Here is a 15,147-nt window from a genome sequence, read left to right as displayed (position 1 = left end):
ATGCGATTCGACGGCTTGCGCCGTCACCCACCCTTTGAGTAAGTCTTTCCTCCCATGGCGCGGTTCATTTTTATCACCGGCGGCGTGGTCTCCTCCCTTGGCAAAGGTTTGATGGCGGCTAGCCTTGCGGCTCTGTTGCAGGCGCGGGGTTATCGCGTCCGCATTCGGAAATTCGATCCCTATCTCAACGTCGATCCGGGCACGATGTCGCCCTATCAGCACGGCGAGGTTTATGTGACCGACGACGGGGCCGAAACCGACCTCGATCTCGGCCATTATGAACGCTTTACCGGCGTTGCTGCGCGGCAGAGCGACAATGTCACCTCGGGCCGCATCTATCGCGACATCATCACTAAGGAGCGCCGCGGCGACTATCTGGGCGCGACCGTGCAGGTCGTCCCGCACGTCACCGACGCGATCAAGGCCTTCGCGCGCGCCGAAACCGACGATCTCGATTTCGTTCTGTGCGAAATCGGCGGCACCGTCGGCGATATCGAATCGCTGCCATTCATCGAGGCGATCCGTCAGCTTCGCAACGAAGAGGGTCGCGACAAGACGCTGTCGGTGCATGTCACGCTGGTGCCGTATATTGCCGCAGCGGGCGAATTGAAGACCAAGCCGACGCAGCACAGCGTCCGCGAACTTGCTTCGCTCGGCGTCCAGCCCGACATTCTGCTCTGCCGATGCGAAAAGCCGCTGCCCGAGGGCGAACGCGCCAAGATTGCGCAATTCTGCAACGTGCGGAAGGAAGCGGTGATCCCGGCGCTCGACGCCGACTCGATCTATTCGGTGCCCGTGCAATATCATGGCGAAGGGCTCGACAGCGAAGTGCTGCGCGCGTTTGGCCTGCACGACGTGCGCGAACCCGACCTGACCGCCTGGTACGACATCATGGACCGCAAGCGGCACCCCGAAGGCGAGGTGACGATCGGGGTGGTCGGCAAATATGTGTCGCTGCCCGATGCCTATAAATCGCTCAACGAGGCGTTGGCGCACGGCGGAATGGCGAACCGGGTGAAGGTCAATATCCGCTGGCTCGACGCCGAAATGTTCGAGCGCGGCGACGATCTCGCTGCGCAGCTCGAGCCGATGCACGGCATCCTTGTGCCCGGCGGCTTCGGCGAGCGCGGTTCGGAAGGCAAGATCGAGAGCGTCAAATTCGCGCGCGAGCGCGGCGTCCCCTTCTTCGGCATCTGCCTCGGCATGCAGATGGCGTGCATCGAGGCGGCGCGGAACACGAGCGGGATCGAGAAAGCCTCGAGCACCGAATTCGGCCCGACCGACGAACCCGTCGTCGGCCTGATCACCGAATGGATGAGCGCCGAGGGACTGCAGAAGCGCGGCGCAAACACCGATCTTGGGGGGACGATGCGGCTTGGCGCCTATGAGGCGAAGCTGTCGCCCAACAGCCATGTCGCGACCATCTATGGCGCGAACGACATCAGCGAGCGCCACCGCCACCGTTATGAAGTCAACGGCGCCTATCGCGACCGGCTCGAAAGCGGCGGTCTCGTCTTTTCTGGCATGTCGCCCGATGGCATGTTACCCGAAATCGTCGAACGTCCGGACCATCCGTGGTTCATCGGGGTGCAGTTTCACCCCGAACTGAAGTCGAAGCCCTTCGATCCGCATCCGCTGTTCAAGGGATTCATCGAGGCCGCGGTGAAGCAGAGCCGGCTCGTCTGACGGATCAACAGGGGAAGGGGGCCCATGGATCACGCGAAACTCGCCGAGCTTCAGGGGCCTGACAGCATCTTTTCCGGCCTGTCGCTGGAGGATTGGTCCGATATCGCCAGCCGCGCGGTGCAGATCAACTTTGCCAAGGGCAAGGAACTGCTCGTCCAGGGCGACCCGGGCGACATCATGCTGATCCTGACCGAAGGCACGGCGCGCGTGTCGATGCTGACCGCAGGCGGGCGCGAGATCGTGCTGGCCTATGCCGAGCCGGGCGCCGTCCTGGGCGAGATCGCGTTACTCGACGGCGGCGAACGCACCGCGTCGGTGGTCGCGACCAGCGCCGGCAGCGCGCTGCAACTCGGACGCAACGCGATGCGCGATTTCGCCGCCAGCCATCCCGACTTCGCCTGGTCGCTGCTCCAGCAGCTTGCGCGCCGCCTGCGCACCGCCGACCAGACGATCGAAAGCGACCGCGCCTATGCCTCGGGACCGCGCCTGGCGCGCTACCTCAAGCGCCTGATCCGCAAGGATAGCGTCGATGCCGAGCATAAGGTCGAACTCAGCCAGACCGAACTTGGCAATTTCGCGGGCATGAGCCGCGAACATATCAACCGCCAGCTTCGCAGCTGGGAGGAATCGGGGATCATCGCGCTCGAACAGGGGCGCGTACGCGTCCTCGACGCCGATCTGCTCGAGGACATCAGCGAAAGCGAAGGTTAGCGCGCTTTCCGGCCACGCTGCCGGACGGCGCGCGCTCGGTCGGGCACCGCCTCGCGGGACATTATAGCAGTTCGAAGACGTCGTAGCGGACGGCGCCGCCGACACTCGCGCCCAAGCCTACGGCGACCATGTCGTTGAGCCACGCATAGCGTTCGTCGCCGGTTTCGAACATCGGAGTCGTGCGGAAATAGATTTCCTTGCGCTCGTCGGCGGTTTGCGGCCCGCCGTTCCGGGCGTGCCGATGCGCCACCGACAGCGGTCGCAAGACGCCGCGATACGATACGTAGATCAACGCCCCATCATGGGTTTCGAAGGTGATCCTCGCATCGAGGCGAAGCGTGTCCTTGCTGTCGATCGTCGCCCAGTCGCCGCCGCTCGGCATCACGCGGCCGCGCAAACGCTCGCCTTCGACTTCGCCGCCCGTGAGCGCTGCGATCATCCGGCGCCCGAAATGGGCGGTTCCAATCTGTTGCTGCGGCTCGGTAAAGGCGGCGCGGTAGGAGCAAAGGTAGCGGAATTCGGGACTATCCATCGTTCATCCTCTCGTCGAACCGGTCGGCGCGGCGGGAGATGATCCCGCCGCGCCAGAACTCAGATGCCGAAGGCCAGCGTCACGCCATAGGTCCGCGGCGGGGCATAGGGGGTGAGCGTCTGGCGATAGGGGCCGAAGTAGGTGACGTAGGTCGGGACCAGCGCGTTGGTCAGATTCTTGCCCCACAGCGAGATTTCCCAGCGCTTGTCGGGCGCCCCTAGCGAGAGGCGCGCATCCAGATTTTCGTGACTGGGCCACAGCTGCTGCGGAATATTCGATGCCTCGAAATAGGCATCGTCGACCCAGCTGTAATCGACGCGCAGCTTGGCCGACAGGTCGCCGATCGCGGCTTCATACTGGCCGCCGATATTGAACTTGTTCTTCGGCGAGCGCGGCAGCCGGTTGCCCGTGTAATTCTGCCCCGGGATCGTATATTCGGTGAACTTCGCGTCGAGCCAGGCATAGCTGCCGTCAAGCTGGAAGCCGTCGAAGGGCCTGACGACAGTTTCGACCTCGATGCCCTTGATCCGCGCCTTGGCCGCGTTGCTGACGACGACGCAGCAGAGCGGGACGAGCTGCGAGATCTGGAGGTCCGAATAATCCGTGCGGAACGCCGCGACGTTGAACCGCAGGCGGCGATCGAACCAGTCGGTCTTCGCACCCAGTTCGTAGCTCCACGCGAATTCGGGATCATAGGGGGTCGATGCGCCCGCGGCAGTGCCCGAAAGCCCCTGAAAGCCGCCACTCTTGTAGCCGCGCGCGATCGATCCATAGAGCAGCACGTCGTCGGTCGCTTTCCAGTTGAGTGCAAACCGCGGCGTGAAGGCTTTCCAGCTCTTCTTGCCGGTCACGTCATAGCCGGCGAGCGAACCGAGCGGCGGCGGAAGGCCCGGGCCGTCGTCGGCCTTGTAGCCCGCGAAGCGGCCGCTCTTGCGCTCCCACGTCATGCGCGCTCCGACCGTCGCGACCAGCGACGGGACGATTTCGTAATCGAACTGACCGAAGACCGCGATGCTGCGGGCATGGACCGACTGGGGGTAGATGCCGGTTCCCGATCCCGCCGGAGTCGGGAAATCCTGGATCTGGCCCTCTATGCGATCATTGTTTTCCTTCAAATAGTAGACGCCCGTCTGGCCTTTCAGCTTGCCGTCCAGTGCATCGAAGCTGAGGCGCAGTTCCTGGCTGAACTGGCTGTTGTTTTCTTGGCCGAAACTGGTCGATTCGATCTGGTCCGGCGGATTGATCGGGTTGCTGAAGAAGGGGGTGACGAAGTTGAACTTGACCTTGCGGAGCGCGGTGAGCGAGGTCAGCGTCCCGAACGGAAGGTCGAGGTTGACCTCGCCGGAATAGGTCTGGATCGTCCGTTTGACCTCGCCGTCGATATAGGCGTTCACGACGCGCGGGTCGGGGTTGATACCGACGCAATGGATGCCACCGGCAAAGGTGGCATCGCAATTATTGTGGCGTGGGTTGCCCTTCTGGTCCTGACGCGAGACGTCGGCGCGCAGGATGATGTCGAGCGTGTCGGTGGGCACGAAGCGGAGCGCGGCGCGGCCTGTCGTCAGGTTGAGATCGTTGACGTCGTTGCCCGTGGTTTCATTATATTCGAAGCCGTCGCGCTGTTTATGCGACAGGCCCGCCGACAGATAGATTTTGTCGGTGAGCGCCATGTTGCCGCGCGCGATCACCCCGACGCGGTTGTAGTTGCCATAGGTGCCTTCGAAGTGGAAACTTTCTTCGTCGGTGGGCTTGCGGCTGACGAACTGGACGAGCCCGCCGATTGCATTTTTCCCGAACAGCGTGCCTTGCGGTCCGCGCAGCACCTCGACGCGTTCGAGGTCCAGCGCGTCGAGATCGGGGGTGCCGCCGCGGCCGGCGTAAACGCCGTCGATGAAGACAACGACCGATGGGTCGCCGCCTGCATTCTGACTGATCCCGGGCGCGCTGCCGATGCCGCGCATCGCGAAGTTTGTGTTGACCGGGTCGACCGCGCTGATCGCCAGGCCGGGGGTGCGGATTGCGATGTCCTGCACGGTCTCGATGCTGTTGTCGCGAAGCTGCTCGGCCCCGAAGGCGGTGACCGACACAGGGACGTCCTGTAGCCTTTGTTCCTGCCGCTGCGCGGTGACGATGATATCGCCGCTGTTATCCGCTGCCGCATCCTGTGCAGTCGCCGCCGCGGGCATCGCGGCGAGGGCCACGCCCGTCAAAAACAGGGCAGACTGCTTCCTTCCGTTTTTTGCCATCTCAACTCTCCCAGCCGTTTTGTTATTTTGCTTCCCGATCGCGCTTGACTCGGTCACAAATTTACTTAGTGTTCTAAGTATATGTTTCTATATAACAGGCTGACTTGCGATGCAAGAGCGGGCGGCTGCCGGGGAGATGGGTGCGATGGCGGGCGGAAACGCGGGACAGGGTGATCTCCACGGACGCGTGACCGACGCGGGCGATACCGCCGATTTCCCGCGACCCGCCTATGCCTGGTACACCGTTGCTGTCCTGCTGCTCGCCTACACCTTGTCGTTCATCGACCGTATGATCCTGACCCTGCTTGTCGCGCCGATCCGGGCGGCGCTCGACATTTCGGACACGCAGGTCAGCCTGCTCATCGGGCTGGCATTCGCGCTTTTCTACACCTTGCTCGGCTTGCCGATCGCGTGGATCGCCGATCGTTGGAACCGGCGGAAGCTCATCCTGATCGGCGTCGCTCTGTGGAGCGCGATGACGGCGGGATGCGGTTTCGCCGGAAGCTATGCGACGCTGTTCCTCGCGCGCATGGGGGTGGGGGTTGGCGAAGCGGCGCTGTCGCCGGCCGCCTATTCGATGCTCAGCGACACTTTCCCGCGTGATCGGCTCGCGCGCGCGATGGCGGTCTATTCGATCGGCGTGCCGCTGGGGTCGGGGGTTGCGATGATCCTCGGCTCTTTCGTCGTCCAGGCCGTCCTTGCGGCGCCGATGGTCCATCTGCCGCTGGTCGGTCCGGTCGAGGCTTGGCGTACCATTTTCCTGTGGGTTGCAGCGCCGGGGATTCTCGTCTGCCTGCTGCTGCTCACGCTTCGCGAACCGCTGCGGCGCGGCATGGCCAGGGCTGACGCCGGGCCGCGCGAGGCGGCGGCGCCCGGTTTTGTGGCGCATCTCAGGGCACAGAGGGTCGCGCTTGGCGCGCTGTTCGCCGGCATGTCCCTGATCGGCCTCGTCATGTACGGCGTGATCGCGTGGGTGCCGACCTTCTTCGCGCGGACCTATGGCATGGACGTGTCGCAGGCGGGCCTGTGGTTCGGCCTGATCATGGCGACCGGCGGGGCGGCCGGTCTCGTGCTCGGCGGGACGCTGGCTGACCGGATGTTCGCGCGGGGCCGGACCGACGCCCATCTGCGCGTGATGCGCCTTTCTATCCTTCTGGGCGGGCCGCCCCTTTTAGCGGCTGTGCTCATGCCGAACCCGCCGCTGGCTTTCATCCTGCTCGCCGTCGCTTTCCCCATGCTTACAATGCACGGCGTCGGCACGGTGGCGCTGCAGTTCATCACGCCCAACGAATATCGCGCGCGCGCGACCGCGCTCTATTTTTTCGTCGTCAATCTGGTCGGGCTGGGTTTCGGTCCGATGCTGATCGCATTGCTGACCGATCATCTGTTCATGGACGATGGCGCACTGCGCTATTCGATCGCGCTCGTAACGGGGATCGCGCTGCCCCTTGCTGCGGTGATCCTGACCGCCGGCTTCTCGGCCTTTGCCCGCGACATCGAAAAGATGGCCGACGCCGAGTGACGGACGAACGGCCGCGAATGTTCGAAGGTGATTGCGTGGGTTTCGTCCTCAGGTCGAAGGCGACGCCCACGGCTCCCTATCGGCGAAACCGTCGGACCAATTTCAAGAGATAATGGTGGACGCACTAGGGCTCGAACCTAGGACCCGCTGATTAAGAGTTTGGGAATCGGGTCTTTGCGCTAGTTTGCGGCAGTTTGTTCTAGCTTATTTATCATTGAAATATCAGTAATTTAAGCCGTTGCTTTTTTGTGGGGCTTTGTCGTAGCTGTAAGCTCCTTGCTAGAAATATGCTAGATTCTAGCAGCGGAGGAGCAACATGGCGAAGATTACAAAGGCCTTCGTGGACAAGGTCAATGCGCCCGCCGAGGGCTATGAAATCCATTGGGACGACAGCGTAAAGGGCTACGGTCTGCGCGTCTCGTCGCAGGGCAAACGCGTTTTCATCGTGATGGGAAGGGTGCTGGGCAAGTCGGTCCAGTTTACCGTTGGCCCGTATGGCGTGCTGACCGAGGACGCGGCCCGCAAGAAAGCGCAGAAGCTCTTGCAGGACATGCGCGAGGGTATCGACCCGCGCGACACCAAGCGTGCTGACGAGGCCATGCAGGTGACGCTGCAACAGGTTTGCGATGCCTATGTGGAGCGCCCCGGCAAGCTGAAAGAGAGCAGCAAGGCCGAAATGAAGCGCCATGTTGAGAAGGTGTTTGCCGCTTGGAAGGACAAGCCAATCGTCGCGATTACCGAGGATGCGGTGCGCAAGCGCCACCGCGAAATGGTTGAAAAGGGTCTGGACGGTAAGCGTGGCGCGCCCGCCAGCGCCAATGCCTCGATGGTGACGCTGCGCATCCTGCTCAACTACGCCAGCCGCCAGTATCGCCGCGCGGACGGGACGCCGCTCATTCAGCGTAACCCTGTGGAAGTGTTGAAAGATCACTGGGCACCGCTCGGTTCGCGCACGGAGCGCTACATCGACCGCCGCAAGGTTGGCGAGGTGTGGAACGCGCTGCAAGCTGCCCGCCAAAACCCGAAGAACCGGGACGCGCTCGCCGGTATCGACTTGACGATTTTCGCGCTGCTCACTGGATGCCGTCGCGATGAAGGCGCGACGCTGCAATGGTCGAACGTCAATATTGATGACCACGACCCGTCGAATTGCTGGTGGCATCTGGATGACCGCAAGCGTGGCGATCCGATTTGGCTTCCGTTGTCATCGCAAGCCGTGGCATTGCTCAAAGCGCGCCGCGCCGTAGTCGATGAAGCGATTGCGGAGGGCAAGGAGACCAGCCCGTTCGTGTTCCCCTCGTGGTCAAAGGCTGGCCACATCCGCGATGCCCGCGCTCCGATGGAGACGATCAGCGGTATTGTCAGTAAACATCTTAGCTTACATGACCTTAGGCGCTCGTTCACCAATTACGCCATGCGAGAATGTCTCATCGAGAAATTCCGCGTCGATCTTTTGACTGGCCACAAACCGGCACAGGAAGACATCACCGCGCGGGCCTACTTAGACCTTGCCCGTCTCGAATGGCTGCAACCGGAAGTTCAGCGCATCGGTGACTGGATCGAGGAGCAAGCGGCGGTGGCAGCTAGCAAGAACGTCATCCCGTTGCACGCGGCAGGGGCCGCGTAGCCTCGCGCACAGCCCCGATCGGGGTGCTGAGCCGGGTTAGGGGCGGCAGGGTGGCGATCGTGCCCCACGGGGCCCTACAGCGAGAGAGGCTGCGCATCGTCGCTGCGCGTTGCGGCGACGGGAGCCGCAACTGAAAGTATCACCCCACCTACGCTTTTTTGATAAGGGTATCGGCGGGGGTGAAGCCTCCCCCACCTGCTATTTTTTGGATCGAGCCGCATGGCCGACCCGGCCTGCCCCGTAGCTGGGGCTGCATTTTCTCAAATACAAACGGCCCCGGCGGTGCTATAAGCTGGGGCAAGCACGCTCCATCCAGCGCGGGGTGTGCCTTATCGGGTTCGGGCTTCCGAGCCGTTCACCCCATTTCCGCTCCGGGTCACTCGCGGTCCACGCTGGATTGCAGGAGTGACCTGCTGTGAGTGAAATGACTTTCGAGCAGCTCTGCGAGCTGTTTGCCTACACCCCGAAGCGTCGTCCCCTCGATAGCCGCGAGGTCGCCGGATTGCTCGGTATTCACCCTAACACCATGGAGCAATACCGCTTTCGTGGTGAAGGTCCGCGCTTTTTCAGTCCTCCTGGCACCCGTCGGGTTTGGTATGCCGAACTCGATGTGCTGCGCTGGCTCGCGTCCGGTGCCCGCCAGAGCACGAGCGAAGCCGCCTAATCCCCAACATCATGAAAAGCGGCAGGGCGCGAACCCTGCCGCCGGAGTAACAATGTGACCACGCAACTTTACCCGGCCTCGCCAGAGGTCCGCAAGCTGAGCGTTTTTTCCCAAAAATCGTGCTGCGCTGAAAATCGGCCGGATGCGACCGCGCTACCTCGAGTTGACCCCATTGGGGGAGGGCCGCGTCATGGTTGACGTCAGCGGCGCGTGGAACCCGCCAAAAGATGCGAATGGGAATATTGACTGGCGGAAGGTCGAGCCGTCAGCCTCAACCCGTGACCCCACTTTGGGCCTCTACAAAAACCACGAAGAGAAACGCGCACACGAAGACCGGGAGGCTAAGCTGGTTGCTGACTTCGCGCGGATCGAGGAAGCCAAAGCGGAGCAGGCACGGATCAAGGCGGGTTCTGTTGTCGCCAATCGAGACGCAGAATTCGAATTCCGAAAGCCACGCGACGTGCTGCGGCGTGTGGAGCCGCCCCCGTATGCGTTTGACGATGTGCCGCTGCCCATAGGGGAGTTCGCATGGTATTACTCGCAGGCGACGGGGTTCGACCCAAGCGGCGTCATCGTGTCGTGTGTAACCGCTGCCGCATCCGTCATTGACGACAATTTCAAGCTGACCGTTCGTCCTGAGTCCAACTGGCACGTTTCGGCCCGTCAGTGGTCATTCCTGTGCGGTTCGTCCGCAGCTGGCAAGTCACCGTCCATGCGCGCGGCTAGCAATCCCATCAAACGGATGCACGAAGTTCTCTACCATCGATGGGAGTCAGATTGCGAAGATCTGAAGCCATTTGAGAGGCCGCCGGTCCCCGCGCTCTATACGAGCGACACGACCATCGCCGCACTGTCCACAAAGTTACAGGGGAACCCGCGCGGGCTGCTGATGCTCACCGAGGAATTCGCCTCGTGGATCGGTGCTATCGACGCTGCCGACAAGGGAGAAGCTTCCAAAAACCGTGGTGATTGGTTGCAGCTACGAGATGGCGGACCGCACCAGATTGACCGGATTGAGCGCGGGTCGGTTTATGTTCCCAACTGGGGCGTTTCGGTATTGGCAGCGTGCACCCCGAACGGGCTGGCGAAGCAGATGAAATACATGCCGGAGGACGGCCTGATTCAGCGCTTCATCCCTTGCATACTCGGCTCCCCAAATTTGGATGCGACTGGCGATGCGCGGGAAGCAGAAGCCAAGTGGGGCGAATGGCTGGAATGGGTCTATACCGTCACGACCAGCGCTTGGCCGCGCAACCTTGTTTTGAGCGCCGGTGCCAGAAGCCTGTTCGACGCCGAGGTTCGCGAGATACGGCAACTAGTCATTGCGACGGACGAGTTTGCGCCAGCGTATGCGTCCCACTTGGGAAAGCACCCTGGTATGCTGGCCGAGATTGCTTTGGTGTTCCACGTCCTCTCGCCCGCATCGAGAGGATCGGAAAATGAGGTCGATGAGGACGCAATGCGCTGCGCCATTCGCTATCTGCGAAAGGCACGACGCCACGCTCATACTCTGTATTCGAGCATCCTCAGCACCGCCCCCGCGTTCGAATTGGCGCAAGCGCTGGCCCGGTCAATCGTCGCGTCGGAGGAACCGATAACCACAGTCAGCCGCGACTGGATGACGCAGCACTGCCAGTTGTTCAAGAAGGCGGACGACCGGCTGCGCCGCGAGGGCGTGCAAGTTCTCGAAGATGCGGACTGGCTATGCGCGCAGACACAGGTTCGCCAGTATGGCGGCTGGCCGCGCAAGTATTCCGTTCACCCGCAGGTCTTCCAGCTATTCGCCCGCGAAGGGGAGCAATGGCGGGCACGCCGGGCGGCGGTGCGGGACGCTATCGGCGACGTGAGCTAACCACATTCTAGGACTGGCCACCATCTCTGCTAACTCTTACTTGCGCGCACATTACAGGGAGGTTGTATGCCCCCTCCTGTAAGAGTGCACTGCCTACGTAATGCAGAGATAGCAGACATGGGGTCTGTGTCAGATCGCTGGCGGATTATTTTTTGTCGCTTCGAGCATCTCGTCGTTCTCCTCGATCCACTTCTCCAACTTCTCCATGAGGGCTGGCCACACGTCATTATATTCGTGGTGAAACGTCTCCATGCACAACATCATCTTATCGACGTGGCGGTCGCCGTGTAACTCCACCCAACGGTTCGAGAAGGTCGTTTCGTATTCATCATGGTCTGTTTTTGAGTATCCGCTCATCATCCCTTCGTAGTTCGGATGAGCAGTTTCCGAGAGGCCGTCATAAACTTTCATTAGACCGGGATACCGTTTGTCGCAGTCTCTCAATAGGTCGAGAATGTGGATTGGATTAGGCATCTCCTCGTTGTCGCGCGCGCCCAGCAACAGCCGAGACGTTTTCTCGCCAAACTTATGAAAATCTAGCTGGCCGTCCAGCACGCGCTGCATCAGCAGGTTGAGATAGGTGAGCATGGCAAACGTTTCGAACCCACTGCGCAGAAGTATCCGCGCGCCCAGCCCATGTCCCTGCTGATGCAGCGCATATGACTGGACCATCAAGTCGTGTTCCCGCCAAAACGCCAGCTCTCGGACCATCCAAGCGCGGAACGTCGATTTCCACTTATAGGCAACGGCGTTGCGGGACAGCAGCCCCCCAACAGGTATTTTCTCCATTAGCGAACTACCCCAGTTCGCAAGATTTTCCTCTATCGGGTCCATAAAACCCGACGTAGCATAGGATCGGCGTGTGGCTACAACTGCCATCACGCACTGTTCCGCAAACCGGGCCGCTAGCCGCCGCGCTGGGGCACGAAAGCACTCGGCTCGCCCCTAGGGTGCCACCCGCACGCTGCCGGGGCTGTATTCGCCCCACAACGGCCTGCTCATTTGGGGCTAAATCCGCTCGACCGTCAAACAGGGTATTAGTTGGCCGGTTCTTGGTGAACTGACCTATCCAATTGAAATATAATAAAAATGCTTGCGGACCTTCGCCGCGCTCCAATACGCTCTAGCCCATGCTTAGCCGTATCGGAGCCTAATATGTCCGACAATATTGATACTCGCGTCGCAGCCGATCTTCATCCCGGCGTGGTCAAGGCTCTCGACAGTTACGACGAGGACACCGAGACCATTCTTGGTCCGACAGTCGCTGCATTTACCGAGGCCTATACCGGCATCGGCAGGGTTCATGATGCCAAGGAGAAGGCCGCGACAAATCCAACGTGGAACGAAGCGCGGCAGCTCATCGAAACCGACGCCTTCGGGCAAAAGGTATTTGCGCAGATCGCCAAGCGCTTTGATTCCGCTGCATCGAACCTCAAGGTCGTTATTGCCGGGATCGAGAAGGAATTTTCTTCGCCCATCGAGAGCAAAGCGGCAGGGATGATCGCCGCTGAAATTCGTTCGCATGTGAAGGGTCTCAAAATTGGCGAGCGGTTGGCATTCGTGCAGGCCGCAATCAAGGACGGCGACCAGCGAACCGCTACCGCCATCCTCGGTGCGCCATCCTACCTGTCGGGTCTCGACCGGGACATGCAGGCGACGCTGACCCGCATCTACCATGAGCATCACGAGCCGGTGAAGGCGAAGCGCCTCAGAGCGGCGCAGGCCGGTCTGGACCTACTCGAAAGCCGAGGCGGGGCCGTTCACACCCAACTTGCCAAGGCAGTCGGGTGTATCGAGGTGCGGAATGACCGAGGAATCGTCACCCGGCGCATTCTCGCAAAAGAGCTAAAAGACAAAAAATCGGCGGCCGAGCAGGCCTTCGTCCTCGATGCTTGATCCAATCAAATCGGGGTTCGCTCATATGACCGAAGGTCAATCGCCACCGTGGATGGAGGGTTGGAAGCCCACGCCGGTCGCCGACCAGTCTGTGACCACACCTCCACGCGGACCGGGTAATCCGTCATGGACGCCGGGGTGTCCGTCGCCAAACCCCAAGGGGCGACCGGCGGGCGTGCCTGACAAAAGGCTGCTAGCCACACAGGCGGCGCTGGACGAAATGCGCAACATCGTCGCGATGCTGGTGGCGCGCGCCTTGGAAGGCGATACCAACGCCGCATCCATTGTGCTGTCGAAGGTGCTACCCTCGGTGAAGGCGCAGGCCGAGAAGGTGAACTTCGAGTTCGACAGCACCGCGCCGATCAGTGAGCAGGTTGCTCAGGTGCTGGACGCCATCGCCGCCGGTGCTGTCGCGCCCGATGTCGGCAGGCTCATCATCGAATCTATCAAGGCGCTCGCGGACGTGCGGGCGACCGAGGAGCTGGAGGCTCGGATCGCGGCTCTCGAAGAGGCGAGGCTCAGGTGAGTGCAAACGCCGCAAATTGCACAAACACCGAAAAGGTCGGCGATGCGACCGGCACACACTGAATTGACGCCCTAGGGGCAGGAGGCAGCACCATGTCCGATTATCGAAGTTGGCAACCCATCTACAACGCCATGTGCCCACAGCCGGGTGCTCGTGACCTGTTCCTTCTGGTGCTCATCAACGGGCGCCGCGTGACGATCCAGCACGCTAGCGACCATGCCCGCTGGCGTTCAGCAGCGGAGCGCCTTGCCCACGAGCATCAGTGCCAGGTCAAGGTGCTGCCCATGACCGGCGACGAGCTGTTGAACTTCCTTCGCATCGTGCCCGGACCGCCGCAGCCAATCGAAAAGCTCAAGGAGGACGATCCGGAGTTTTACGAACAGTCGGTGCGCAACTGCCTTGATGTGCTGCGCGAGTGCGGGACGCAGGAAGACCGCGAGCAGGCACTGGAACTGCTCGCCAAGCTAGGGACACTACAATGAAAGCTGACCTGCCACTGGCGGTGCGCCGCCGCATGGAGGAGGACGACCAGCGCGCGATCCGCGCAGCTCTCGTGCGCCGACACGCCACTGTCTGTCACGAACGCCAAGCCATTGACGCTGCACTGTTTCACCATGCTCTGAATGAGCTTCCTCGCGTCATGGCGCTGATAGACGACAGGATGCCTACATGCGCAGCACTGACGGAGCCTGTTGTCCCTGCCGTAACGGCACCGCCTGCACCGTCACCGGACAGCCTGCGCACTGCACTCGGTCTAACCTAACCACATGGGCGCGGTCAGGGCACTTTCGCGCCGCGTGGCTAAGATAGAGCGGGAAGGGAAGCCGAAACCTTCCCCATTCGTGGTTTTGTTCGGGTCGTTCGATCTGTTCGTTGAGATAATGGTGCTGCCCGAAATCGAAGCGGGACACCTTTGTCGCGCCGACATGATTGATGTGATCGCCGCCCTTCGCCGTTGGGAAGAAGATGGCACTTGGGATCGCCCCTTGTGAAAGCCTTAGTGCACCTCCCATTCGTCCAATAGCGCCATCGCCCTCTCTTTCATGGCAGGCATTTCAGAAGACTCTTCTTCATCGAAGCTGAACTGCAACATCATTCCCTTATACGCCCAGAAAGTGGTGCAAAGGGTCGTTTCCTTCGGTTTTGCAGGGTTCGGCCCGAAGAGCTGACAATAGGCGACCTTCTGCCTGCCCCGAATATCATCCTCGCCGGGCTCCTTCTCGACCGCATACAAATCTGACGACCAAGAACCGAGGTCATTTTGGACCTTTACGAAAGGAGGACGTGCGTCGGCACGGGGCGCTTCCTGACCGCAGACTACTCTCAACATTTGGGTGGCATCCGTCGTAGAGGCGGTGGGACAAAGGCGACTAAGGCGCTGAACCAAGACCCTGTGCTTTGGGATGGCGTCAGGATTGGGGTTGGGTTCGAATAGAAATGTAAATGAGTCACTTTCCGACTTCGGCAACCACGGAATGGTCATGTCGAAGATATGGTCTTTCGGAACCTCGAAACGATGTCCTGCAATCTCGTGCATCTCGCTTTGACGGTTGCTAGCGGCGACGACCGCAGCACCGACACCGGCACAAGCAAGAACGGAAATGAGTAGAACTTTCATCGCCTCGCTTGTTAGCCCATGATCGCTCCCAGTTCCAAACACCGATCGAATATCGACTGCGCGAGAATGGGGCGGCAAGCGGCTAGAAATACGCTAGAGCGCGTGCGTGGCCACCTAGCGGATGCAGCGAACGACGCCGCTAACTACCTGCTTTATATGGTGAAAAATGGTGGACGCACTAGGGCTCGAACCTAGGACCCGCTGATTAAGAGTCGTTTTCAGCGCTTTCCGTCTGCTTCCGTCAGCGTCCGCCCAAGTCCGCGATAT

At 61.1% G+C, this 15,147-nt stretch carries 14 protein-coding genes and 1 tRNA gene; 10 read left to right on the top strand and 5 right to left on the bottom strand.

Translation table 11 applies throughout. From position 1 onward, the window contains the following. Nucleotides 1–54 precede the first annotated feature (54 nt). Nucleotides 55–1,686: a CTP synthase gene (locus tag P1IM2_RS08850; protein WP_040589978.1), complete on the top strand. Its 1,632-nt coding sequence runs from the start codon at nucleotides 55–57 to the stop codon at nucleotides 1,684–1,686. A 24-nt stretch (nucleotides 1,687–1,710) separates the two neighbouring features. Continuing rightward, nucleotides 1,711–2,397, top strand: a complete 687-nt coding sequence (locus P1IM2_RS08845; RefSeq protein WP_003043848.1) for a Crp/Fnr family transcriptional regulator — start codon at nucleotides 1,711–1,713, stop codon at nucleotides 2,395–2,397. A 61-nt stretch (nucleotides 2,398–2,458) separates the two neighbouring features. Here the strand turns inward: P1IM2_RS08845 and P1IM2_RS08840 are convergent, their stop codons facing one another. Beyond that, nucleotides 2,459–2,929, bottom strand: a complete 471-nt coding sequence (locus tag P1IM2_RS08840) for a DUF3237 domain-containing protein (protein WP_186402210.1) — start codon at nucleotides 2,927–2,929, stop codon at nucleotides 2,459–2,461. Nucleotides 2,930–2,988: 59 nt separating this feature from the next. Next, nucleotides 2,989–5,130: a TonB-dependent receptor gene (locus tag P1IM2_RS08835; RefSeq protein ID WP_234179097.1), complete on the bottom strand. Its 2,142-nt coding sequence runs from the start codon at nucleotides 5,128–5,130 to the stop codon at nucleotides 2,989–2,991. Between the two features lie 190 nt (nucleotides 5,131–5,320). Here P1IM2_RS08835 and P1IM2_RS08830 point away from each other — a divergent pair, with 190 nt between their 5' ends. From P1IM2_RS08830 to P1IM2_RS08815, 4 genes are all read left to right on the top strand, one after another. After that, nucleotides 5,321–6,697 carry an MFS transporter gene (locus P1IM2_RS08830; RefSeq protein ID WP_186402208.1) on the top strand — a complete coding sequence of 459 codons (1,377 nt, stop codon included), beginning with the start codon at nucleotides 5,321–5,323 and terminating at the stop codon, nucleotides 6,695–6,697. Between the two features lie 316 nt (nucleotides 6,698–7,013). Beyond that, nucleotides 7,014–8,324, top strand: coding sequence for an integrase family protein (locus tag P1IM2_RS08825; RefSeq protein WP_186402207.1), 1,311 nt, complete (start codon nucleotides 7,014–7,016; stop codon nucleotides 8,322–8,324). 415 nt (nucleotides 8,325–8,739) lie between these two features. Continuing rightward, nucleotides 8,740–8,988, top strand: a complete 249-nt coding sequence (locus P1IM2_RS08820) for a helix-turn-helix transcriptional regulator (protein WP_186402206.1) — start codon at nucleotides 8,740–8,742, stop codon at nucleotides 8,986–8,988. A gap of 190 nt (nucleotides 8,989–9,178) precedes the next feature. Further along, entirely contained in the window at nucleotides 9,179–10,840 is a 1,662-nt protein-coding gene (locus P1IM2_RS08815) for a DUF3987 domain-containing protein (protein ID WP_186402205.1), read from the top strand. Between the two features lie 129 nt (nucleotides 10,841–10,969). Here P1IM2_RS08815 and P1IM2_RS08810 read toward each other — a convergent pair whose 3' ends face one another. Then, entirely contained in the window at nucleotides 10,970–11,719 is a 750-nt protein-coding gene (locus tag P1IM2_RS08810) for a hypothetical protein (protein ID WP_222103018.1), read from the bottom strand. A 276-nt stretch (nucleotides 11,720–11,995) separates the two neighbouring features. On the opposite strand from P1IM2_RS08810, the gene P1IM2_RS08805 reads away from it, so the two are divergent. The 4 genes from P1IM2_RS08805 to P1IM2_RS08790 all read left to right on the top strand — a co-directional run bounded on the left by P1IM2_RS08805 (nucleotide 11,996) and on the right by P1IM2_RS08790 (nucleotide 14,254). Beyond that, nucleotides 11,996–12,736: a hypothetical protein gene (locus tag P1IM2_RS08805; protein ID WP_186402204.1), complete on the top strand. Its 741-nt coding sequence runs from the start codon at nucleotides 11,996–11,998 to the stop codon at nucleotides 12,734–12,736. Nucleotides 12,737–12,956: 220 nt separating this feature from the next. Continuing rightward, on the top strand, nucleotides 12,957–13,262 hold the full coding sequence (locus tag P1IM2_RS08800; RefSeq protein WP_186402203.1) for a hypothetical protein: 306 nt from the start codon (nucleotides 12,957–12,959) through the stop codon (nucleotides 13,260–13,262). Between the two features lie 92 nt (nucleotides 13,263–13,354). Next, nucleotides 13,355–13,744: a hypothetical protein gene (locus tag P1IM2_RS08795; RefSeq protein WP_186402202.1), complete on the top strand. Its 390-nt coding sequence runs from the start codon at nucleotides 13,355–13,357 to the stop codon at nucleotides 13,742–13,744. A 315-nt stretch (nucleotides 13,745–14,059) separates the two neighbouring features. Then, complete coding sequence (locus tag P1IM2_RS08790) at nucleotides 14,060–14,254, top strand: hypothetical protein (protein WP_186402201.1); 195 nt, start codon at nucleotides 14,060–14,062, stop codon at nucleotides 14,252–14,254. A 5-nt stretch (nucleotides 14,255–14,259) separates the two neighbouring features. Here the strand turns inward: P1IM2_RS08790 and P1IM2_RS08785 are convergent, their stop codons facing one another. Beyond that, the gene (locus P1IM2_RS08785; RefSeq protein WP_186402200.1) at nucleotides 14,260–14,880 is read right to left on the bottom strand and encodes a hypothetical protein; all 621 of its coding nucleotides are present in this window, start codon (nucleotides 14,878–14,880) and stop codon (nucleotides 14,260–14,262) included. Between the two features lie 167 nt (nucleotides 14,881–15,047). Continuing rightward, nucleotides 15,048–15,130 (bottom strand) — tRNA-Lys (locus tag P1IM2_RS08780). Nucleotides 15,131–15,147: the final 17 nt, after the last annotated feature.

It is taken from the genome of Sphingopyxis sp. P1IMeth2 (assembly GCF_900185685.1).
Classification (GTDB): domain Bacteria; phylum Pseudomonadota; class Alphaproteobacteria; order Sphingomonadales; family Sphingomonadaceae; genus Sphingopyxis; species Sphingopyxis terrae_A.
The sequence above is the reverse complement of the archived record's forward strand: the minus strand, read 5'-3'. Positions and strand labels throughout refer to the sequence as shown.